At 30.4% G+C, this 22,923-nt stretch carries 19 protein-coding genes; 12 read left to right on the forward strand and 7 right to left on the reverse strand.

What is annotated here, in order from left to right; all coding sequences use genetic code 11:
• Position 1: 1 nt before the first annotated feature.
• The 5 genes from AC8GF4_RS16615 to tsaD all read right to left on the reverse strand — a co-directional run bounded on the left by AC8GF4_RS16615 (position 2) and on the right by tsaD (position 5,041).
• Positions 2-1,093, reverse strand: coding sequence for an AI-2E family transporter (locus AC8GF4_RS16615; protein ID WP_506596251.1), 1,092 nt, complete (start codon positions 1,091-1,093; stop codon positions 2-4).
• 74 nt (positions 1,094-1,167) lie between these two features.
• Positions 1,168-2,118 carry a zinc metalloprotease gene (locus tag AC8GF4_RS16620; protein ID WP_506596253.1) on the reverse strand — a complete coding sequence of 317 codons (951 nt, stop codon included), beginning with the start codon at positions 2,116-2,118 and terminating at the stop codon, positions 1,168-1,170.
• 519 nt (positions 2,119-2,637) lie between these two features.
• Complete coding sequence (locus AC8GF4_RS16625) at positions 2,638-3,279, reverse strand: DUF4159 domain-containing protein (RefSeq protein ID WP_506596254.1); 642 nt, start codon at positions 3,277-3,279, stop codon at positions 2,638-2,640.
• 28 nt (positions 3,280-3,307) lie between these two features.
• Positions 3,308-4,015, reverse strand: coding sequence for a 16S rRNA (uracil(1498)-N(3))-methyltransferase (locus tag AC8GF4_RS16630; protein WP_506596256.1), 708 nt, complete (start codon positions 4,013-4,015; stop codon positions 3,308-3,310).
• A gap of 3 nt (positions 4,016-4,018) precedes the next feature.
• Entirely contained in the window at positions 4,019-5,041 is a 1,023-nt protein-coding gene (tsaD, locus tag AC8GF4_RS16635) for a tRNA (adenosine(37)-N6)-threonylcarbamoyltransferase complex transferase subunit TsaD (RefSeq protein ID WP_506596258.1), read from the reverse strand.
• A gap of 203 nt (positions 5,042-5,244) precedes the next feature.
• Here tsaD and AC8GF4_RS16640 point away from each other — a divergent pair, with 203 nt between their 5' ends.
• The 5 genes from AC8GF4_RS16640 (at position 5,245) to AC8GF4_RS16660 (ending at position 13,598) form a co-directional block, all read left to right on the forward strand.
• Entirely contained in the window at positions 5,245-9,684 is a 4,440-nt protein-coding gene (locus AC8GF4_RS16640; protein WP_506596260.1) for a translocation/assembly module TamB domain-containing protein, read from the forward strand.
• 322 nt (positions 9,685-10,006) lie between these two features.
• Positions 10,007-10,993: a 6-phosphofructokinase gene (gene pfkA, locus AC8GF4_RS16645; RefSeq protein ID WP_506596262.1), complete on the forward strand. Its 987-nt coding sequence runs from the start codon at positions 10,007-10,009 to the stop codon at positions 10,991-10,993.
• Positions 10,994-11,070: 77 nt separating this feature from the next.
• A complete protein-coding gene (gene gap / locus AC8GF4_RS16650; RefSeq protein ID WP_506596264.1) occupies positions 11,071-12,075 on the forward strand; it encodes a type I glyceraldehyde-3-phosphate dehydrogenase in 1,005 nt (334 codons plus the stop codon).
• 293 nt (positions 12,076-12,368) lie between these two features.
• Entirely contained in the window at positions 12,369-13,220 is an 852-nt protein-coding gene (locus tag AC8GF4_RS16655) for an N-acetylglucosamine kinase (RefSeq protein ID WP_506596266.1), read from the forward strand.
• A gap of 3 nt (positions 13,221-13,223) precedes the next feature.
• Positions 13,224-13,598 carry a methylglyoxal synthase gene (locus tag AC8GF4_RS16660; protein WP_506596268.1) on the forward strand — a complete coding sequence of 125 codons (375 nt, stop codon included), beginning with the start codon at positions 13,224-13,226 and terminating at the stop codon, positions 13,596-13,598.
• On the opposite strand, the gene AC8GF4_RS16665 is transcribed toward AC8GF4_RS16660, so the two are convergent.
• The gene (locus AC8GF4_RS16665; RefSeq protein WP_506596269.1) at positions 13,579-13,959 is read right to left on the reverse strand and encodes a RidA family protein; all 381 of its coding nucleotides are present in this window, start codon (positions 13,957-13,959) and stop codon (positions 13,579-13,581) included. The genes AC8GF4_RS16660 and AC8GF4_RS16665 overlap by 20 nt on opposite strands.
• A gap of 119 nt (positions 13,960-14,078) precedes the next feature.
• Positions 14,079-16,754 carry a putative LPS assembly protein LptD gene (locus AC8GF4_RS16670; protein ID WP_506596271.1) on the reverse strand — a complete coding sequence of 892 codons (2,676 nt, stop codon included), beginning with the start codon at positions 16,752-16,754 and terminating at the stop codon, positions 14,079-14,081.
• A gap of 128 nt (positions 16,755-16,882) precedes the next feature.
• Here AC8GF4_RS16670 and AC8GF4_RS16675 point away from each other — a divergent pair, with 128 nt between their 5' ends.
• The 7 genes from AC8GF4_RS16675 (at position 16,883) to AC8GF4_RS16705 (ending at position 22,878) form a co-directional block, all read left to right on the forward strand.
• Entirely contained in the window at positions 16,883-18,022 is a 1,140-nt protein-coding gene (locus AC8GF4_RS16675; RefSeq protein WP_506596272.1) for an N-acetylmuramoyl-L-alanine amidase family protein, read from the forward strand.
• Between the two features lie 51 nt (positions 18,023-18,073).
• Positions 18,074-19,024, forward strand: a complete 951-nt coding sequence (locus AC8GF4_RS16680; protein WP_506596274.1) for an MlaD family protein — start codon at positions 18,074-18,076, stop codon at positions 19,022-19,024.
• Between the two features lie 17 nt (positions 19,025-19,041).
• Positions 19,042-20,373, forward strand: a complete 1,332-nt coding sequence (locus AC8GF4_RS16685; protein WP_506596276.1) for a 4Fe-4S dicluster domain-containing protein — start codon at positions 19,042-19,044, stop codon at positions 20,371-20,373.
• An 81-nt stretch (positions 20,374-20,454) separates the two neighbouring features.
• The gene (locus AC8GF4_RS16690) at positions 20,455-21,246 is read left to right on the forward strand and encodes a (Fe-S)-binding protein (protein WP_506596278.1); all 792 of its coding nucleotides are present in this window, start codon (positions 20,455-20,457) and stop codon (positions 21,244-21,246) included.
• A 107-nt stretch (positions 21,247-21,353) separates the two neighbouring features.
• Positions 21,354-21,836, forward strand: coding sequence for an ABC transporter ATPase (locus AC8GF4_RS16695; RefSeq protein WP_506596280.1), 483 nt, complete (start codon positions 21,354-21,356; stop codon positions 21,834-21,836).
• Between the two features lie 143 nt (positions 21,837-21,979).
• Positions 21,980-22,471 carry a phosphatase PAP2 family protein gene (locus tag AC8GF4_RS16700; RefSeq protein ID WP_506596281.1) on the forward strand — a complete coding sequence of 164 codons (492 nt, stop codon included), beginning with the start codon at positions 21,980-21,982 and terminating at the stop codon, positions 22,469-22,471.
• A gap of 80 nt (positions 22,472-22,551) precedes the next feature.
• Positions 22,552-22,878 carry a DUF6660 family protein gene (locus AC8GF4_RS16705; protein ID WP_506596283.1) on the forward strand — a complete coding sequence of 109 codons (327 nt, stop codon included), beginning with the start codon at positions 22,552-22,554 and terminating at the stop codon, positions 22,876-22,878.
• Positions 22,879-22,923: the final 45 nt, after the last annotated feature.

Consider the following 22,923-nt stretch of genomic DNA (forward strand, 5'->3'; position numbering starts at 1 on the left):
TTTATATGTTTTTTGTTATTAGTTGTATGAATTCATTGTCTGGAAAAAATTCTTTACATATTACTTTTAGAATAGTATACAATGGGACGGCTATTATCATTCCTAATATACCAAAAGAAAAGCCTGCAATCAAGATGACTAAAAAAATTTCTAGTGGATGAGAACTTACACTTTTTGAAAAAATTATGGGCTGTGAAAGATTGTTATCAATTACTTGAACCACCCAAAAACCAATTAAAACATAGATAGTTGTTGGTAAAATCTCTGATTGAAAATCGGCTCCCAAATTGCTAATCATTGTTAAAACTGCTGCCAAGATGGATGCTATTAATGGGCCAATATAAGGTACAATGTTTAGCACCGCACATAAAAAAGCGATTACCAATACATTTGGTATTCCAAAAACTGATAAAACTATAATGTATAATATAAAAACAATAAATAGTTGTAGCAATAATCCAATAAAATATCTAGAAAGTAATAGATTTATTTTATTTAATGAGTTTAATATTTTTTCTTCATGAGAATCAGGAATAAGAAGTTTTGCTGCATTTAAAAAAATAATTTTGTCTTTGAGAAAGAAAAAGGTAATAAATAGAACAGATCCAAATCCCATTCCAAAGCTACTTAAAGTACCAATTACAGAATTTAAAAAATTAGGTATTGAACTTAATTTAAAAACTGAATTAAAATTTTTTGCGTCAAAAATAGTTGAAGAATCTATGTGATGTTGCTCAAGGAAAGTATTAATTTGTTTAAAAAGAACTAAAATGTTTTTTTCAATTTCAACAGTATTTAAAAGCGATAAATTTTGACCTTGTGAAACAATTAGGGGAATGAACAACATAATAAATCCCAAAATAATTAAGATAAAAAATGTTAAAACAAAAATTGTGGCTAAAGTATGTTTGAATTTCAATCTTTTTTTCAAAAAATCAATAATTGGAATCCCTATTAAAGTTAAAATTAAAGAAACAATAATATAAATTAATACATTTTGGATTTGGTAAAGAAAATAAATTAATAAACTCGCTATAAGTACTACTGCAATTGCTTTTAGTATTCCGGTAGCTATAATTTTGGAAGTTATCATATCGTTATATTAGTTTATAAAGATAAAAAAACTCGCTAAAATTAGCGAGTTTTTAAAAAAAATAACAAATTAAATTATACTCCAAAAGTAGCTCTTGCGCCCCCTGAAACAAATATGGCAGACATTCTAGATTTTTGTCCTGTAGAGAACATATACATTGCATTGTCATCAGTATAATCCATATAGTTCATTGTCATTTCAACAGGAGTTCCTGTACAAGTACTGTAGTGTGGATAAACAGGTACACCATAATTAGCATCATTATGAGTAGGTGTATCAGATACTAAGTCACTTCCGCAATTAGCATCTCCCCAAATGTGTCTCAAATTCATCCAATGTCCAACTTCATGAGTTGCTGTTCTTCCTAAGTTGTATGGAGCATTTGCTGTTCCGGATAATCCAACATATTTCGAATCAATTGCTACACCATCAGTCGTTGAAGAACCTCCAGGGAATTGAGCATAGCCTAATATTCCACCACCAATTGTGCAAACCCATAGGTTTAGTTTTGTTGTTGGAGATGTTGGAGCTATACCACCTCTATTTGCTTTTTTCATTGCATCAGCTGTTCCCCAAGATGTTTTAGTAGTCGATTTTCTAATTATTTGATCCAACACAAATGTTATACCTACATTGGCTTTAACTCCAGAAAATAGAGCAGGAACAGAGTTGTAGTCTGAATTTAAAGCATTGAAATCTTTATTCAAAATATCAATTTGAGATTGAATTTGTGAAGCAGAAATATTTTCAGCTGTAGTTCTGTATAAAACATTGACAACAACTGGAATTTCAATTTTACCGTTTACTAAACGTTTTGTTAATAATGCATTTTGAGTAAAAGCTTCAATTTGATTCATTCTAATGGCCAATGTTGGGTCTGCTTTTAATTGAGCTTCCAAAACATCTTGTGTCGCACACTTTCTTTGTGTAATTGCATTTGTTGCATCAGTAGTTAATTCGGTTTGGTCGTTTTGACAAGAAAACAACATTAAGCAAGCTGCTACTGATAAAATTAATTTTTTCATAATTGTAATGATTTTGTTAAATAAAAGTTTGTTTGGTTAATTATTTTACAATTTTATAACAATTATATTAATGATTGAAATTTATTTAACAATAATTTAATTCTATTTTTCAAAAGTACTGGTTTTATTGGCTTGAAAGATATAAAATTAGGTATTTTAACGTAGTATAAATACTGTTAAAACATTTTTATTATTCAAAAATTTCTAAAAAACATGCGAATAATTACAGTTTAGTAGTGTTAAAATGTAACAATTAATTGATAACAAATCTTTTGTGATTTTGAAACAGAATATAAAGTAGTGTAAAAGAGAAAGATATTCAGCATTTTTAGCTCATTCTTTTTTAAGAAAAACAGAACTATTGAATACCGAAGCTTTTTGTTTGGGATCTAAAAGGTAATCGTGCAAGAAATATAAAGATATATATGTTTTTCTTTTTGCATCTTACACTTAAATGATTCTTATGTTTCTATATGGTTAAAATTTAATACTACTTATTATAGAATAAAACCTAAAACACTAATTTGTAAAGATATAATTGATAATATTAGCACCCATTTTTAACGCTTTTTCACGAACCTCAATTGGGTCGTTATTCACTTCTGGGTCTTCCCAGCCATCTCCAAGATCACATTCATAAGTATAGAGTAGTACTATCTTGTTTTGAATAAATATACCAAATGCTTGAGGTCTTTTTCCATCATGTTCATGTATTTTTGGTAATCCATTGCTGAAAATAAAAGGTTTTTGAAATAAAATGTGGTTTGAAGGAATTTCAACTAAATTTTCATTGGGAAATATTTTCTTTATTTCTTTTCGGATGTATTGATCCAAACCATAATTGTCATCAATATGCAAAAAGCCTCCGGCGAGTAGATATTTTCTTAAATTAGTTACTTCTGTTTCGCTAAAAACCACATTACCATGACCAGTCATATGTACAAATGGGTAGGAAAGCAAGTCAATACTTCCAGGTTCAACTGTTCTTGGTTTGGCTTTTATTTTGGTATTAATGTTTGAATTGCAGTACTTTATTAAATTTGACAATGAAGTAGGATTAGCATACCAATCACCACCACCACTATATTTTAATAAGGCTATTTCTTGAGAATAAATACTCATAGAGAATGCCAATAAAAATAATAAAAGTGTTTTTTTCATAGTTCTTTTGTAAAGTAATTGGATACTTTTATATTTCATTTGTAAAAACAACACTATGACAAGCGACAATTGCAGCGGTTTCTGTTCGTAATCTGGTGTCTCCCAATGTTACAGGAATAAAATCATTAGTGATTGCTAATGTAATTTCTTTAGTGCTAAAATCTCCTTCAGGCCCTATTAATATAGTGTAATCTGTACTTGCTTTAAGTATTGATTTAAGTGATTTTTTATTGGTTTCTTCACAATGTGCTATTAATTGAATTCCTTTGTTTTCTTTTTTTATAAATTCTTTCAAAGGTATAGCAGGATTTAATCTTGGCAGGTACATTTGATTGCATTGCTTCATTGCAGATAGAATAATTTTCTCAAATCGTTCTAAATTAATTATTTTTCTTTCTGATCGTTCACATATTACGGGTGTAATTTCATATATACCAATTTCAGTTGCTTTTTCAAGAAACCATTCAAAACGATCATTCATTTTGGTTGGAGCAACAGCTAGATGTAATTTGAATTTTGGTGTTTCAGATTTTTCAAATGAAATGATTTTCACCGTACATTTACTGTCAGAAGCCAATGTAATTTCTGTTTTAAATAAAAGTCCTAATCCGTTGGTTACGTATAGAATGTCGGTATCTTTTTTGCGTAGTACTTTAATAATGTGTTTGCTCTCTTCTTTATCAAAAGAAAAATTTTCCGTACTTTCAGCTATAGTTGGGTTATAAAATAATTGCATAATTTAAAATTGTATTCGTGCTTTAGAAACAACAGTCGAAGTTTCGAATTTTTGGGATAAAAACTTTTGATAACCAACAATTCCAATCATTGCTGCATTATCTGTGGTATATTCAAATTTTGGTATATAGGATTTCCAGCCGTATTTATTTTCTGTCTCTTTCAATGTTTTACGAATTCCAGAATTGGCAGAAACACCACCACCAATAGCGATTTGTTTAATTCCAGTTTCTTTTACGGCTAATTTTAATTTGTCCATCAATATTTCTATTATCGTATGTTGAATGGAAGCACAAATATCATTTAGATTCTCTTCAACAAAATTTGGATTTTCAATTTTTCGTTTTTGAATAAAGTACAGTATAGCTGTTTTTAACCCAGAAAAACTAAAATCCAAACCAGGAACTTTTGGTTTTGTAAAAGCAAATGCTTTCGGATTGCCCAATTGCGCATATTTATCAACCAAAGGACCACCAGGATAGGGGAGACCTAATATCTTGGCACTTTTGTCAAACGCTTCTCCAACGGCATCATCTGTGGTTTCACCTATTATAGTTAATTCGAAAAAATCATTTACACGAACAATTTGAGTGTGCCCACCACTGATTGTTAATGCCAAAAAAGGAAAAGTTGGTTTGTCAAATCCATCTTCATCAATAAAATGAGCCATAATATGGGCATGCATATGATTTACTGCTATTAAAGGTATTCCTAAAGCCGATGCCATAGATTTGGCAAATGAACTTCCTACCAAAAGAGAGCCCATAAGTCCTGGTCCTTGAGTGAAAGCAATGGCAGAAAGTTGGTTTTTTGTAATATTTGCTTTTTTTAATGCGGCATCAATAACAGGAACAATGTTTTGTTGATGTGCACGTGAAGCAAGTTCTGGAACAACTCCTCCATATTGATTGTGAATTAACTGATTGGCAACAACATTGGACAACACTTTATCGTTACATAATACAGCAGCGGCTGTATCATCACATGAACTTTCGATGGCAAGTATGTAAACGGCATTAATTTGCATATAATCGTTTGAATTTTGAAGTATATTTGATGGATTACTATAAAAATAGTATTTTTACAGCTGTGCCAAAATTAAAGATTTTTAATTAAGGTAGTATCATTTCGAAAGGCAAATTATTTATTTGTTTCAAAAATATTAAAACGATCCATATCAAAAAGTTTAAAAAAATAGTATTCCGCACCCTACTTGGACTAATATTACTTTTGTTAGTACTTTTTATAGCCCTTACTCTGCCTAGTGTACAAACCAAGATAGCCAAGTATTTTGTAGAAAATATCAATGAAAATTATGGATTAAATATCAATATTGAAGAGGTTCAGCTTACTCTTTTTGGAGGTGTAAAACTTAAAAACGTTTTCATTTTAGACCATCATAAGGATACCTTGATATATACCAAACGTATAAATACCACAATTCAAGGTGCCAAAAACATATTGGATGGAGATTTGATTTTTGGGGATATTGCTCTTGATGGTGTTTTTTTTAATCTAAAAACTTACAAAAAAGAAAAGAAAACAAATCTTGATTATTTTATAGATGCTTTTGGAACAAGTAAAGTGCCTTCAAAAAAACCTTTTTTACTTACTGCTACAAATGTTAATTTGTCAGACGGCAGATTTATTTTAACAGATGAAAATCATGAAACAGCAAAATCGGTAGATTTTACAAGATTGAATATTTTGATTACAAATTTTAAAATTTATGGCCCCGAAGTATATGCCAATATTCAGAAAATGTCTTTTTTGGATCACAGAGGTTTATATGTAAAAAACTTAAAAGCAAATTATAGTTTTACCCAACAGCATATGATTTTGGATGATCTAGAAATCCAAACCAAAGAATCTTATCTAAAAGGGTATGCAGCATTAAACTATCAGATAGAAGATTTTTCTGATTTTGTGAATAAAGTCGAATTTGATGTTAAGTTGAAAAAAGCCAAACTAGCATCCAATGATATCCGTTTTTTTTATAATGAAATAGGTAAATATCAATTTTTTAAACTAAGAACCCATATTACAGGAACGTTAAATAATTTGAAATTACTGGATTTAAATCTTAAAGACAACAGAGGCACTCAAATAATGGGTTTTATAAATTTTAAAAACCTATTAGGAGATAAAAACCAAGAGTTTTATATGAATGGTAAATTTGACAAATTGACTACCAATTATGAAGATATAGTCAGTATTTTACCAAATATTCTAGGGAAAAAATTACCTATAATTATAAAGAAATTTGGAAATGTTTCTTTGGTTGGAAACACTCAATTGACCACAACTTCTATTCATGCAAATCTTTTGGCAAATACAGGTTTGGGCTTAGTGAAATCAAAATTCATCATTAATAATATGGATCAAAGTGATAAAGCGGACTATGTAGGCTATATCGTTTTGAATGATTTTAACATTGGTAATTTATTAGACAATAAAGACTTGTCTAAAGTGAGTTTGAATATTGATGTTGATGGAAAAGGTTTTTCAGAAAAATATTTAAATACTTCTTTGAAAGGAATGATTTCCAACTTTGCTTATAATGGTTATAATTATAAAAATGTTACAATAGACGGTAATTTCAAACTGCCTTTTTATAAAGGTTCTATTATTGTAAATGATCCTAATTTGAAAATGAATTTTGATGGTTTGGTAGATCTAAGCAAAAAAGAAAATAAATACGATTTTCAAATTAAAATTGATAAAGCAGAATTGCATAAATTGAATTTTGTAAATGATACTATTTCTCAATTTAATGGAGATATTATTGTTGATATGCAAGGGAATTCTATTGATGATATGCATGGTAATATTTATGTAAATAATGCTAGCTATTTAAATGCAAAAAGTACTTATCAATTTAATGATTTTAATATAAATTCAAGTTTCGATGATACTAGAATTCGCACTATAAAAGTTTCTGCACCAGATATTGCCAATGGTACAATAGTGGGTAAATATAAATATGCTGAATTGAAAGGTTTGATTTCCAATTCTTTGGGCAGTCTTTATACAAATTACAAACCAATAAAAGTAAAGAAAGGCCAGTTTTTGAAATTTAATTTTGAAGTTTATAATAAGATTGTTGAAGTTTTTCTTCCAGAAATAAAAATAAGCGAAAACACTATTGTTAAAGGAAATATTAACTCTGACATTAATGAATTCAAATTAAATTTCAATTCTCCAAAAATAGCAACTACAGACATTTCACTTGATAATATTAAATTTTCATTGGATAATAAAAATCCTTTGTATAATGCTTATGTGGAATTAGACACCATAAAATACAAAGATTATAAGATTAGGGATTTCAGTTTAATAAATGTGACTTCAAAAGACACCTTGTTTTTTAGAACCGAGTTTAAAGGAGGCTCAAAAGGAGAGGATTACTTTAATTTGGATTTATACCACACAATTGATAAAGCCAATAATAATGTGGTAGGTTTTAGTAAATCGGAAATTAAACTAAAAAATAGTTTGTGGTATTTGAACGAATTAAATTCATCAAATAATCGTGTAGTTTTTGATAAAAAGCTAAAAGAGTTCAAATTAGAGGATTTTATATTATCCAACAAAGAGCAAGAGGTAAAACTCAATGGCGAATTTAAAGGAAGTTCTTATAAGGATATCAATCTTGAATTTAAGAATTTTGATATTAATGCCTTAACATCAGCTCAGGAAAGTTTTGCTATTTATGGAAATTTAAATGGGAAGGTAAATTTTAATCAAAATAAACTGGTTTACAAACCAACAGCATCTTTAGTTGTAGATAACTTGAAAGTAAATAATTATGATTTGGGAATTTTAAATTTTGACATCAAAGGAGATGAAAATTTAAAAAAGTTCACTTTATATTCTACAATTGAAAATAAAGATTCCGAATCTTTTAGTGCAGATGGGAATTTCGAAATAGTAAATAAAGAAACTTTATTCGACTTGAATTTGAAATTTGATAAATTTAATTTAGCAACCTTAAGCTCATTAGGTGGTGATGTGATTTCAAATATTAGAGGATATGTTTCAGGTAATGCAACCATTGGTGGCTCTGTAAATAAACCAGATATCAATGGTCGATTGTATGTAAATGATGGAGGATTGGCTATTCCTTACTTAAATGTGGATTATGCTTTAAAAGATAAAACCATTATTGACCTAACAAATGAGAAATTTCTTTTTAGGAACACCACTTTGATTGATACCAAATACAATACTACAGGTACATTAAATGGATTAGTAGAACACAAAAATTTTTCAGATTGGAAATTGGATTTGTCTATAAATTCCAAAAGACTTCTAGTTTTGGATACAAAGGACAGTGATGAAGCTGCCTATTTTGGAACAGCTTTTATAGATGGAATCGCAACAATTAAAGGTCCAGCTAACGGTTTGTTTATAAAGGTAGATGCCAAATCAGAAAAAGGATCTACTTTGAAAATCCCAATAAATAATGCTGAAAGTGTAAGCGAAAATAGTTTTATACATTTTATAACACCAAAAGAAAAGTTTAATCTCCAAAATGGAATTGTTGACAATAAAAAGAATTATAATGGACTTGAACTAGAGTTTGATCTTGAAATTACACCAAATGCAGAGGTTGAAGTTATTTTGGATAGAAATTCGGGTCATGGAATGAAAGGTAGAGGAAACGGAACACTTTTGTTTAAAATAAATACATTAGGAAACTTTAATATGTGGGGCGATTTTCTTCCGTATGACGGAACTTATAATTTTAAATATGGGGGAATAATTGATAAAAAATTCAAAGTTAAAAAAGGAGGTTCAATTATTTGGGAAGGAAATCCATTGAAAGCACAGTTGAATTTGGAAGCCGTTTATAAGACTTCTGCTAATCCTGCTTTATTATTAGAAAATTCTAGTGTAAATAAAAAAGTAGATGTCGAAGTTGTTATTGGTATTCGAGGTGATTTAACGAGGCCGGAACCCGATTTTTTAATTGATTTTCCATCTATTTCCAGTGTGTTGAAATCAGAATTGCAAACAGAATTAGCAGATAAAGATGTACGACAAACTCAGGCTTTATATTTACTTTCTACAGGAAGTTTTTTGGGTAAAGATGGATCAAGTCAAGCGGTTACTTCGAGTGTGTATGAAACTGCTTCTAGTATGTTGGGTAGTATAGTGCAATCTAAAGACGAAAAATTCGAAATGAATTTTAATGTTGTCTCACCAGACAATAGACCTAGCTCACAAACTGATGGACGATTTGAAGCAATTGTGTCATCAAAAGTAAATGAAAGAATAACTATAAATGGAAAGATAGGAGTTCCTTTTGGAGGTGTAAATGAATCTGCAATTGTTGGTGCAGTTGATATTAAGTATAGAATTAATGATGATGGTTCCTTTAATTTTCATGTTTTTAATAAAGAAAATGATTTAAATTATATAACTCAGGATATTGGATACATACAGGGCGCAGGTATTTCTTACGAGGTTGATTTTGACACATTCAAAGAGTTGGTCGACAAAATGTTTGGAGGTAGAAAACTTACAAAAGAAATTAAAATTAAATCCAAAGAAGACAATTCGGACTCTAATTTAAGTCCTGATTTTATAAATTTTACAAAGCCAAAAGAGCCCAATTTGGAAAAACCTAAAATTAATCAAGATGCTATTCTTCCAGAAGATGATTAGTGTTAAGTAGTTAATAGTGATCTATTTGTCGTCTTTGTTTATGGAATTAGCTAACTTTATGGCTAAATTTTTTAAAGATGTTTTTCTTTTCAATATTTTTTTAAGCGAGTAACAAATTTACTTTATATGCTAAGTGTGTAGAGTTATATGAATTTTTTTGTCTTATTTCAATTCTGAAAAAGCAATGAAAATACAGGTTATTTTGATTTAAAAAAACTTATCAACGAAAACGTTTGAATTTCAGCAATATTATTAAAATGTTAGAAAGCACCCTCATAATGTCTTCGATATTTGCTAAATTTACACTTTAATACTTAAAAAAATGTCAAAAACAATAAAAAAGATAGGTGTTCTTACCTCAGGAGGAGACTCTCCAGGAATGAATGCTGCTATTCGATCAGTTGTACGAACATGTGCTTATCATAACATAGGGTGTGTTGGTATTTATAGAGGTTATCAAGGAATGATTGAAGGTGATTTTAAAGAAATGGGACCTCGAAGTGTAAATAATATAGTTAATAAAGGTGGGACTATTTTAAAATCTGCTCGTTCAATGGAGTTTAAGACTCCCGAAGGACGAAAAAAAGCACATGAAAATTTAGTTAAAGCAGGTATTGAAGCTCTTGTTGTAATAGGTGGTGATGGATCGTTTACGGGAGCATTGTTATTTAATACAGAATACAATTTTCCGGTGATTGGAATTCCTGGAACAATTGATAATGATATTTTTGGCACAAGTCATACATTAGGTTATGATACAGCTTTAAATACGGTTGTAGATGTGATTGATAAAATACGAGATACAGCCAGTTCTCATAATAGATTATTTCTTATTGAGGTTATGGGGCGTGATGCAGGTCATATTGCATTGAATGCTGGAATTGGTGCTGGTGCTGAAGAAATTCTTATTCCTGAAGAAGATTTAGGTTTGGATCGATTGTTGGATTCATTACGAAAAAGTAAAGCAGCAGGTAAATCATCTAGTATTGTTGTAATTGCTGAAGGCGATAAAATTGGTAAAACTGTTTTTGAACTTAAAGATTATGTAGAATCAAATTTCCCAGAATATGATGTGCGAGTTTCGGTTTTAGGACATATGCAACGTGGTGGGGCTCCTTCTTGTTTTGATAGGGTTTTGGCTAGTAGGCTAGGTGTAAAGGCTGTAGAATCAATATTAGAAGGTAAATCCAATTTCATGGTAGGTTTATTGTGTGATAAAATTACGCTGACTCCTTTGGAACAAGCTATAAAAGGTCATACTGAAATTGATAAAGAATTACTTCGAGTTTCAGACATAATGTCTATTTAGATATAAAAGAAAATAAAGTTTATTGTGAGGAAATGTAGACTTTATAAAAGTTGAACAATAACATAAAATTAATTAAAATGTCAAAAGTAAAATTAGGAATAAACGGGTTTGGTAGAATTGGAAGAATCGTATTTAGAGAATCTTTCAATAGAGATAATGTTGAAGTAGTAGCTATTAATGACTTATTAGATGTAGACCATTTAGCTTATTTATTGAAATATGATTCAGTTCACGGTCGTTTCAATGGAACAGTTGAAGTAATAGAAGGAAAATTATTCGTTAACGGTAAAAATATCAGAATTACTGCTGAAAGAGAACCGGTAAACTTAAAATGGAATGAAGTTGATGTTGATGTAGTTGCAGAATGTACAGGTTTCTTTACAACTATAGAAACTGCAAAAGCTCACATTACTGGTGGTGCAAAAAAAGTAATTATTTCTGCACCTTCTCCTGATGCTCCTATGTTTGTAATGGGAGTAAATCATACAAAAGCTTTAGCTTCAGATACTGTTGTTTCTAATGCTTCTTGTACTACAAACTGTTTGGCTCCATTGGCTAAAGTTATTAATGATAATTTTGGAATTGTTGAAGCGTTGATGACTACTGTTCATGCTACAACTTCGACTCAAATGACTACTGATGGTCCATCAAGAAAAGATTGGAGAGGTGGACGTGCCGCTTCATGTAACATTATTCCTTCTTCTACTGGAGCTGCAAAAGCGGTTGGTTTGGTTATCCCAGAATTAAACGGAAAATTAACAGGTATGTCTATGCGTGTTCCAACTACTGACGTTTCTGTTGTGGATTTAACAGTAAAAGTAGCTAAAGAGACTTCTTATGCAGAAATTATGGCAGCATTAAAATTAGCTTCTGAAACTACGATGAAAGGTATTTTAGGATACACAGAAGATTTAGTTGTTTCTCAAGATTTTGTTTCTGATTCAAGAACATCTATCATTGATGCTAATGCAGGAATTGGTTTAAATTCAACTTTCTTTAAAATCATTTCTTGGTATGATAATGAGTATGGTTATTCTAGTAAATTAATTGACTTAGCAGCTCATATTACTTCATTAAAATAACATTTATAATTTTACAAAATCCCATTAAGTAAAATTAATGGGATTTTATTTTATAATCTATTTCTATTTTATTTAAATTTATTTTTTTAAAAAAGAAAAAAAAATATTAGCCAATAAACCAATTGATATGAAATGATTAGGAGCGAAAATTGGGTTCAAGTTCCATTAGAGGTTCGTTAATTTCATATAAAAAAATAATAAATAGCTAAATATGTAATCGTAAGATTCTAAAGTTCAAATTGGAAGAAGAATTATAATTGCATATTTTATTAATAAACAAACAGTACCTACATATGAAATTAATAGTTGATAGTGGTTCTACTAAAGCAGATTGGATTGCAATAGATGAAGACGGAAAAGTGATGTTTACCACACAAACCTTAGGTTTAAATCCAGAAATTCTAAACGCTGAGGAAATTATTGAAAGATTAAATGATCGTTTTGATATATTACAAAACAAAAAAACAGCTACACATTTGTTCTTTTATGGAGCAGGTTGTGGGACAGATAGAATGAAAATTATGCTTTCTGAAATTTTTAAAACTTATTTCCCAAATGCAATAGTTGTTGTTGAAGAAGATACTTATGCTGCAGTATTTGCTACTACTCCTAAAGGAGAAAAAGCAATTGTAAGCATATTAGGAACGGGTTCAAATTGCAGTTATTTTGACGGTAAAGTTTTGGAACAAAAAGTTCAATCCCTTGGTTATATTGTTATGGATGATTGCAGTGGGAATGTTTTTGGTAAAGAATTAATTAGAAAATACTATTTCAACAAAATGCCAAAAGAATTGGCAGACGTTTTTGAAAAAGAATATGACGTTACTCCTGATTACGTAAAAAACAAATTGTATAAAGAACCTAATCCAAATGCCTATTTGGCAACATTTGCAAAATTTTTGATTCAAAATAAAGAACATGAATTTTGTAGAAAAATAATTTTTAAAGCAATGAAATCATTCATTAAAAATTATATCAAACAATTTGAAAACTGTAAAGAAGTGCCTATTCATTTTGTTGGTTCTATTGCTTTTTACCTTAAAGAAGAATTGGCCGAAATTTTCGAAAAATATGAATTACAACTGGGTAATGTATTAAGAAGACCTATTGATGGACTTATTGCTTATCATGTTGCTAACAAATAATTTATGGAAATTGCTATAATTGCACATGACGGTAAAAAAGAGGATATTGTAAAATTTCTTATTAAAAACCGTGAAATTTTACAACAAGAAAAAATAAAACTTATTGCAACAGGAACTACTGGAAGCAGAGCTGAAGAAGTAGGTTTCAAAACAAAACGAATGTTATCAGGACCTCTAGGAGGTGATGCTCAAATTGCTGGGAGAGTGGCAGAAGGAAAAACACAAATGGTTTTCTTTTTCAAAGATCCCCTTTCTAGTCATCCTCATGAAGCAGATGTAAATATGCTAATACGAGTTTGTGATGTACATAATATACCGTTGGCGACTAATGAAGCAACGGCACAATTACTACTAAATGCTATAGCGCTGCAATCATAGAGATTTCTATATTAACATTTTTTGGCAAGCAAGCCACTTGAACCGTTTCACGAGCTGGAGCGGTTTTTTCATTAAAATAAGAACCGTAAACTGCATTTATACTTCCAAAATCACTCATATTCATAATGAAAATAGTTGTTTTTACTACGTTTTCAAAAGTCATACCAGCGGCTTCAAGAACTGCTTTCATATTCTCCATTACTTGCTTGGTCTCTGCTTCGATATTTTCAATTACCAATTCCATAGTTTCAGGATTTAGTGCAATTTGACCAGAAGTATATAAAGTGTTTCCTTTTAAAACTGCCTGATTGTAAGGCCCAATTGGTGCAGGAGCTTTTTCGGTGAATATTATTGTTTTCATATGTAGATAATATTTGTTTTTATTGGAATAGGGTATCGTCAGATCTTCATTGGTTTTTACGACAACTATTCTTATGACGATTTCATGTAACGGAATATTTTTAAATTATAAATGTATTATTATCTCTGATTTGTAAGATTTCGTTTTTCCCATTTGATATCACTCAACACTCCAGATTTGATTCCGATATAGAAATTCCAACTCGCATTATCACCAAAAGGAGTCCAGTTAAAATCCATTCTCCAGCTCAATAAATCTCTCTCGAAACGCAATTGTGTAAAGGTAACCCCATTTTGAACAAAATCATAACCGGTAGAAATTCCTGCTTTCCATTTAGGAGTTAAATCAGTGTTTGCAGAAATCATAAGCGAATTTCCAATTATTTTTTTTTCTCTGTTGATATTGCCATAGGTTAAGGAATAGGCAAAGGTCATGTCCCATGGTAATTTAGATCTAAAAAATTCTGCTATGGTATCTTCTTCTCCTTCTTTATCGTCAAATTGTGTTTTTCTGTCGGTTCCTACATCAATGTCCGATCCAAATAAATCATCTTCTCGACCACCATTTCTCTTTCCTTGAGAATTTTTTTTGTCTTTTTTATCACTTTCACTGGAAAGGGCATAATTCATTGTTAGATTAGCACTAGTCATTCTAAAAAGGCTTCCACCATTATTTATATTGAAAGTATTGATTTTATTTCCAGAATTATCAATTGCGTATGGGTCTAAGGTAGCTCCAAAATTAGCATTTAATTTATTGTCAAAAAACTGAGTTCCACCGCTTACTCTTAATGGTTCCCAAGCAAGTTCTTTAGCCTCAATATTATAGCTAGTTGATAGGTTTAAATTGTTAAGCAACATGATTTTTTTGGGTTCAACTTTCGTACTGTCCTTATCTGCCACTTTTGCTTCAAAGGTATTGCTTAAATTAAAGCCAATATTATTGGAACTATTATTGCTAGGAGCTCCGTACATACCTCCTTCGAAGCGAGTATAGTCTTTTTGCATAGTACCACTTCCATCGGTTGCATAGGTGTCATAGTATTTTTGAAAACTTGGTCTAAAACTATGCGATATTGCTGGCCGCATTACGTGTCGTATTGATTTTATAATTTTGTCATTACCAAAATTAAATGTTCCATAAATAGTAGTTCCTAAACTAGTAGAAGACGAATACGTACGGAAAGCGTCAAAGCCCTTGATCTCAGTTGTGGTTAAAGTACTTAACTGATCGTCAAATTGTTTTTTTATAGTTTTAAAATACCAAACTTCTTCATAATTTAGTGATGATGATACACTAAAATGTTTAAAAACTTTAAAGTTAGTACTTAATGGAATATTGTGTTGAAAACCAATTTCGGCATCTCGAAACATTTCTGGCTTAAAAAACAAGGAATCCGTAGTTATAAAACTATTTTTACCATTTAAATTATATTGTAAATTGATATTTTTAATAAAACCTTTTTTTGCTCCATCATCAAAAGCAAATGGATACATTCTATCTACGCTAAACTGTAATGTTGGAAGCGTCATGTTGATTTCTTTGGTTTGTGTATTTTGTGAGTGAGTAGCGGTCAACGAAATTCTACTTTCAGGAATAGTATGGAATACAGTGCTATATGAAATTGAAGAACTTAAAGTGTTGTTCAAAGAAGAGCCAACATTGACTTGGTTTAAGGTGTTTTTGAAGTATTGACTACTACCTAAATTTACAGAAGCCGAAAAAGTGGAGTTTGGATTGGCTTTTGAATCTTGTGAGTGCGACCATTGTATGTTGTAAATTGTTGTTTTTGAATAATCAGGATACCCTCTTTCACTAGTAATGTTGTTCTCAAATCGAACATTAACATTTCCTTGGTAATGATAACGATCAGCATAAGACGATTGCATCCCTATACCATAACTTCCGTTTGTGTAATAATCACCAACTACTGTTAAGTTATAATGATCGCTTAGTGCAAAATAGTAACCACCATTTTGCAACGAAAATCCTTTACTGTTTGAGTCGTTATATGATGGTAAAATAATTCCAGAAACACTTGTCTCTTTTGAAAGTGGGAAATAGGCAAAAGGAAGGAAAATTGGAGTTGGTACACCAGCAATCACCATGTTTGTAAAACCAGTAACTATTTTTTTTCCTGGAACAAATTTTATTTTATTGGTTTGAAAATAATATTCTGGATTGTCTACGTCTTTTGATGTTGTAAATCGTGCCCCTTTTAAAAAATAAACGGAATCATTTTCTTTTTTTGTGATGGCAGCTTTTACATTAAATTCACCTTGCGTAGATCTTGAGTTCCAAATTAATGCTTTTTTTGTTTTAAAATTAAAACGAATAGAATCAGGTTCTATAACATTTGAACCTTGTTTGAAATTTGGGAATTGGGTGTAATTTCCTAAAGAATCTTTTATTCGGCCAGCGTAAACTTCGTTTTTTTCATAATCCATTACAATAATTCCCGATTTTAATTCTACATCTTGATAGTATAGTTCGGCTTTGTCATATAAAGTTACAAGTTTCTTTTTTTGTTCTATTTTTACAGATTTTTCTGCTTTGTATTTTACTTTACCATTGAGAAAGTTTTTTTTAACCTTAATAGTATCTAATTTTACAGTGTCCGTAGAGATCTCTGTTAGCTTTTTTTCAGTACTATCTGATTGGTTTTCTTTCTTAACTTCTTGTTTTTTAGAAGGTATGGAAGTTTGTTTCTTTTTTATATCTTGTGAATATAAATTAGAACATCCTAATGATAGGAAAATTGATAGTAAAACGATATTAAATAAGTTTGTATGCAAAGGTTTAAATGCTATTTTTGTAAAATGAAGACTCGAATATTCGCGAGCCAAAAATACTATAATTTTTTGGCAAAAATAATCAAATCATAAATTTATAACGGAAGTCTTATAATTAAATTAACTATTCGATGTATATCTCAAAAAAAATAAAAAATGCATTAGCATTTTTAATAGTAATGTTAGCAGTCGATTCGCATAGTCAATCCAATGATTTTAAAGTGACTTTGGATGCTGGTCATGGAGGACATGATTTTGGTGCAAATTATAATGGACGAGTTGAGAAAAATATTGCGCTGGCTATTGTATTAAAGGTCGGTAAAATTTTGGAATCTAATCCAAAGATTGATGTAATATATACTAGAAAAACGGATGTTTTTATTGATTTAATTGAGCGTGCAAATATAGCCAATAGAGCAGATTCGCATATTTTTGTTTCGATTCACTTAAATGCCAATAAAAACACGGCTGCTGATGGTACTGAAACTTATGTAATGGGGATGAATAAGATTGCTTCCAATCTCGAAGCTGCAAAAAAAGAGAATGCCGTAATCAGTATGGAGAAAGATTACAAACAAAAATATGAGGGATTTGACCCCAACTCTCCAGAAACGATGATTGGAATGACCTTAATGCAAGAAGAGTATTTAGATAACAGTATTTCATTGGCCAGTAAAATAGAAGATGCTTTTGCTTTGTTAGGTAAAAAATTAAGACACGGTGGTGTTAAACAGGCACCATTTATGGTATTACATAAAGCGTATATGCCTCGAGTTTTAATTGAAACAGGTTTTATTTCAAATCCTAAAGAAGGTGAATTATTGAACTCTGAAGATGGACAAAATGAAATTGCAAAAGCTATTGCGGATGCTATCCTAAGTTACAAATTTGAATATTTTGGAGATGGTGGCTCAGAAATATTTGGAGAAAAACCTTCGCAAATGATTAAAGAAACTCCAGTAAAAAGTAATGTTACTCCTGAAATAAAAAAAGAGATAATTAAAAAAGACACTCTTGGATCTATTTTTAAAATTCAACTTTCTGCTAGTAAAAAGAAATTAGCTTTACAACCAAAAAACTTTAATGGTTTGAAAAATGTTTCTTTACAATATGAAGATAAAATCTTTAAATATTTTTATGGAGATACAAACAATTATGAAGAGGCTAAAAATCAATTATTAGAAGCGAAAAATAAAGGATATAATTCTGCTTTTTTAATTGCTTATAGAAACGGAAAAAAAATTAGCATTCAAGAAGCATTAAATAAATAATAATTTAGAATATTTTATATTAAATTTGCCCATTATAAAAAAATAGAAATTTTGAAAATTACAAGAGAATTAAAGACTGCCATTTTAGTTATAACATCAATTTTGTTATTCATTTGGGGGTATAATTTTTTAAAAGGAAAAGATCTTTTTAATAATTATAAAACTTTTTATGTAGAATACACCAACGTAGAAGGACTTGCACCATCAGCGTTAGTTACTATAAACGGACTTACAATCGGAAAAGTTAAAACTATTACAATTGGTGACAAAGGAACATTATTAGTAGAATTACAAATTAATACTGAATTCCCTATTTCAAAATCAAGTATTGCTTCAATTTACGATGCTAGTCTAATCGGAGGAAAACAAATTGCAATTCATCCAAATTATTTGGATAAAAATATTGCAGAAAACGGTGATTATTTACAAGGAAATATTGAGGTAAGTTTGATGGCTTCTTTAGGTGATAAAGCAACACCAGTTATGCTTAAATTAGAAAAAGTAATGACAAATGTAGATCAATTAATTACTGGTTTTAATACCGTTTTGGATGCAAAGGGGCAAGCCGATTTGAAAAAAAGCTTAGCAGAACTTAGTGTTACTATGGAGCAATTTCATAAAATAGCGTTGAATGCAAATGTTATTTTGGATGAAAACAAAGGACAATTAAAAGGAGTTGTTTCTAATTTTAATAAAGTTTCTGAAAACTTTGTTAAAATTTCTGACTCTTTGAACAAAGCTGATTTAGGTTTAACTGTTCGTAATTTAAATTCAACATTAACCAAAGTTGATGTTTTAATGAAAGGTTTAGAGTCTGGTAAGGGTTCAATGGGTAAATTGATGAAAGACGAAGCCTTATATGCAAACCTAGAAAAAACATCTAAAGAGTTAGAATTACTTTTGCAAGACGTACGTTTAAATCCTACTCGTTATGTAAATGTTTCTGTTTTTGGAAAGAAAAATAAACCTTATATTGCGCCAAAAGATTCTATAACAAAATAAAAAAAAAACTACTATTTATGGGTTATTTAAGTAATGTGTTATTTGCTATATTATTGATTATTGGATTCGGATATTTTTATTCGAATGTAAAAAAAATCATTAGAAATATTAATTTAGGTGTCGATGTTAATCGTAAAGATAATGCAAAAGCACGTTGGAAAAATATGGCAATGATTGCTCTTGGGCAATCCAAAATGATAAAAAGGCCAGTTGCTGGAATTCTACATATTATTGTTTATGTAGGTTTTGTAATTATAAATATTGAACTACTAGAAATTATAATTGACGGATTATTTGGTACTCATAGAATTTTTGCTCCTCTTGGAGTTGTTTATGATGTACTAATTGGTTCATTTGAAATATTAGCACTTCTTGTTTTAGTAGCAGTTTTTGCATTTTGGATCAGAAGAAATATTATTAAACTGAAAAGATTTATTAGTTCAGATTTAGATGGAAGCCCAAAAAGTGATGCCAACTATATCTTGTATTTTGAGGTAGTTTTGATGACTTTGTTCTTAATAATGAATGCTACTGATTTGCATTTACAAAATGTACCAGGAGGTTTTTCTCATTTCATAAAAGCAGGTTCTTTTCCTGTTAGTCAATTTATAGCACCAGTATTTAATGGGATGTCTAATGAATTGGTGATGCTCTTAAACGAAGGTGCTTGGTGGTTGCATATTGTAGGAATATTGATTTTTATGAACTATTTGTATTTTTCAAAACACCTTCATATTTTATTAGCTTTTCCAAATACTTATTTTGCAAACTTAAATCCACAAGGACAATTTGATAATTTAGCTTCTGTAACTGCCGAAGTTAAATTAATGATGGATCCAAATGCAGATCCTTTTGCAGCAGCCCCAGTTTTAGATGCAGCAGTTCCAAGTAAATTTGGAGCTAGTGATATCCAGGATTTAAATTGGGTTCAATTGCTTAACGCATATACATGTACCGAATGTGGTAGATGTACGTCTTCTTGTCCTGCTAATCAGACAGGTAAAAAGCTTTCTCCTCGTAAAATCATGATGGATACTAGAGACAGAATTGAAGAAGTAGGCAAGAATATTGATGCTAATAAAGGTGTTTTTGTGCCAGATAATAAATCTTTATTAAATGATTACATTACTGCTGAAGAGTTATGGGCTTGTACATCATGTAACGCTTGTGTTGAAGAATGCCCTGTGAATATTAGTCCCCTTTCTATTATTATGGATATGAGACGTTACTTGGTAATGGAACAAAGCGCTGCTCCAATGTCTCTAAATGCAATGATGACCAATATTGAAAATAATGGAGCACCTTGGCAGTACAGTCAGCAAGATCGTTTGAATTGGAAAAACGATTAATTTTTTTTAAAGTATAATAGTTTTAAAGTTTACAGGTTTACTGAAAAGATAATCAACGAATAACCGAATCAATATAACAGTATGTCAGAAAATTTAATAGTGCCAACAATGGCCGAAATGTTAGCACAAGGAAAACAACCAGAAGTTTTATTTTGGGTAGGTTGTGCAGGAAGTTTCGATGATAGAGCAAAAAAAATAACAAAAGCATTTGTGCGTATTTTGAATCGTTCCAATGTATCTTTTGCTGTTTTAGGTGCCGAGGAAAGTTGTACTGGAGATCCTGCAAAAAGAGCTGGAAATGAATTTTTGTTTCAAATGCAGGCCATGATGAACATCGAAGTGTTAAATGCCTATGAAGCAAAAAAAATAGTTACGGCTTGCCCGCACTGTTTCAATACTTTGAAAAATGAATACCCAGAATTGGGAGGTCATTATGAAGTTGTACATCACACAGAATTCCTTAAATCATTATTGGATTCAGGGCGCTTAACAATAGAAGGAGGACAATTCAAAGGAAAACGCATTACTTTTCATGATCCTTGTTATTTAGGTCGTGCCAATAATGTATATGAAGCACCAAGAGAATTAATTCAAAAACTGGATGTTGAATTACTTGAAATGAAACGTTCCAAAGCAAATGGTTTATGTTGTGGAGCTGGAGGAGCTCAAATGTTTAAAGATGCTGAACCTGGAAATAAAGAAATCAATGTAGAAAGAACAGAGGATGCTCTTGAAACAAAACCTGATATTATTGCAGCTGGATGTCCATTTTGCAACACTATGATGACTGATGGTGTAAAGAATAAAGAGAGAGAAGGAGATGTCAAAGTGATGGATATAGCTGAACTGATTGCCAATGCTCAAGATTTGTAAAATACAAATTCCAAAATAGTATATACTGTTTACAATAATATTATACGATTTTCGAGTTCTGTTTTTAATAAGAAATCTAAAATCAACAATCTAAAATCATAATTACCATGTACGTTCCTTTTGAAAATTTACCCGAAGAATCTAGAATTTGGATTTATCAATCGAATAGAAAATTTTCGGATGCCGAGTTTTCTGAAATCGAAACTGATTTGCAGGCTTTTCTAAACGAGTGGGCAGCACATGGAACAAGCTTAGAATCTTCTTATTTGATGAAATACAATCGGTTTATTATTCTAGCCGTAAATCAGGATGTTCAGGCCGCAACGGGCTGCTCTATTGACTCGTCTGTTGAGTTTATCCAAAGTTTAGAAAAGAAATACAATGTAGATTTATTGGATAAAATGAATGTTACTTTCAAATTGGGAGATCATATTGCGCACAAGACTTTAATCGATTTTAAAAAAATGGTTAAAGACAAAGCCGTTACTGAAAACACAATTGTTTTTAATAATCTAGTTAATAATATAGAAGAGTTTAATGAATCTTGGGAAGTTCCTGCTATGGACAGCTGGCATAGTCGATTTTTTTAAACAAATGAATAAAATCCAATATGTTCAAATTACTTCCGTTTTTTATACTTTTTTTTTGTTTTTCAATTTTAAATGCTCAAAATTCAGATATTGATCTATTAAAAGATATAAATCTAAATAGGAACACTAATATAGAATCTTCAATGATTGGTATTACCAATAGTGTCATTCCTATCAGTATTGGAACCCCTATTGTCATTTATGCTGTTGGATTAATCGAGAAAGACAGTGTTACCAAGAAAAAAGCGATTTTTATAGGAGAAACATTAGCTGCTTCGGTGTTTGTTTCTTTAGCATTAAAAAGTATTACTAAAAGGGACAGACCTTACGAAACTTATCCCGAGATAGATAATGTTACTGAAGAAAGTAGTTATTCTTTTCCTTCGGCTCATACTTCAGCTGCTTTTGCAACAGCTACATCTTTAAGTATGGCTTACCCAAAATGGTATGTTATTGCACCGTCTTTCTTGTGGGCAGGAGCAGTTGGTTATTCTCGTTTATACCTTGGTGTTCATTATCCCACTGATGTTCTAGCAGGTGCCATTGTGGGTAGTGGTTCTGCTTTTTTGTGTTATAAATTAAACAAATGGATTAATAAAAAAAGAGCTCCTCATCAGAAAAAGCTCTGGGAGTAGTTTATTTAAAAGTTTAAGGGTTTAAGAGTTTGAGGGTTTAAATTTATTCTGTTTTAATTTTAAAGCGTATTTTTGTTCTTGTGAAATTTGTAAACATCATATTGTCAATTGTCTTTCTTGTACTTTCTTGTATGCCTTGTGCAGATATGGAAGAAGAAAGCATTGCCCAATCATCAATAGAATTCACATCAAATCAGGATAACCATTCCCTTGATAAACAAATTGATTTATGTTCTCCATTTTGTACGTGCAATTGTTGTAGTGCACAAGTATTGACTTACTTTCCAGTTACTGCAATTAATTTTTCTGTAGTTGCTACCATTATTAAAGCACCATTACCAACATTCAAATCAATTCTTACTTCCAATTTCTACGGAAGTATTTGGCAACCCCCTCAAATAGTGTAATGAAACCTGATTTCAATTAGTATTGAATATTAGGTTAGAGTGTTG

The organism is Flavobacterium rarum (SeqCode) (assembly GCF_965234445.1).
Lineage (GTDB): Bacteria > Bacteroidota > Bacteroidia > Flavobacteriales > Flavobacteriaceae > Flavobacterium > Flavobacterium rarum.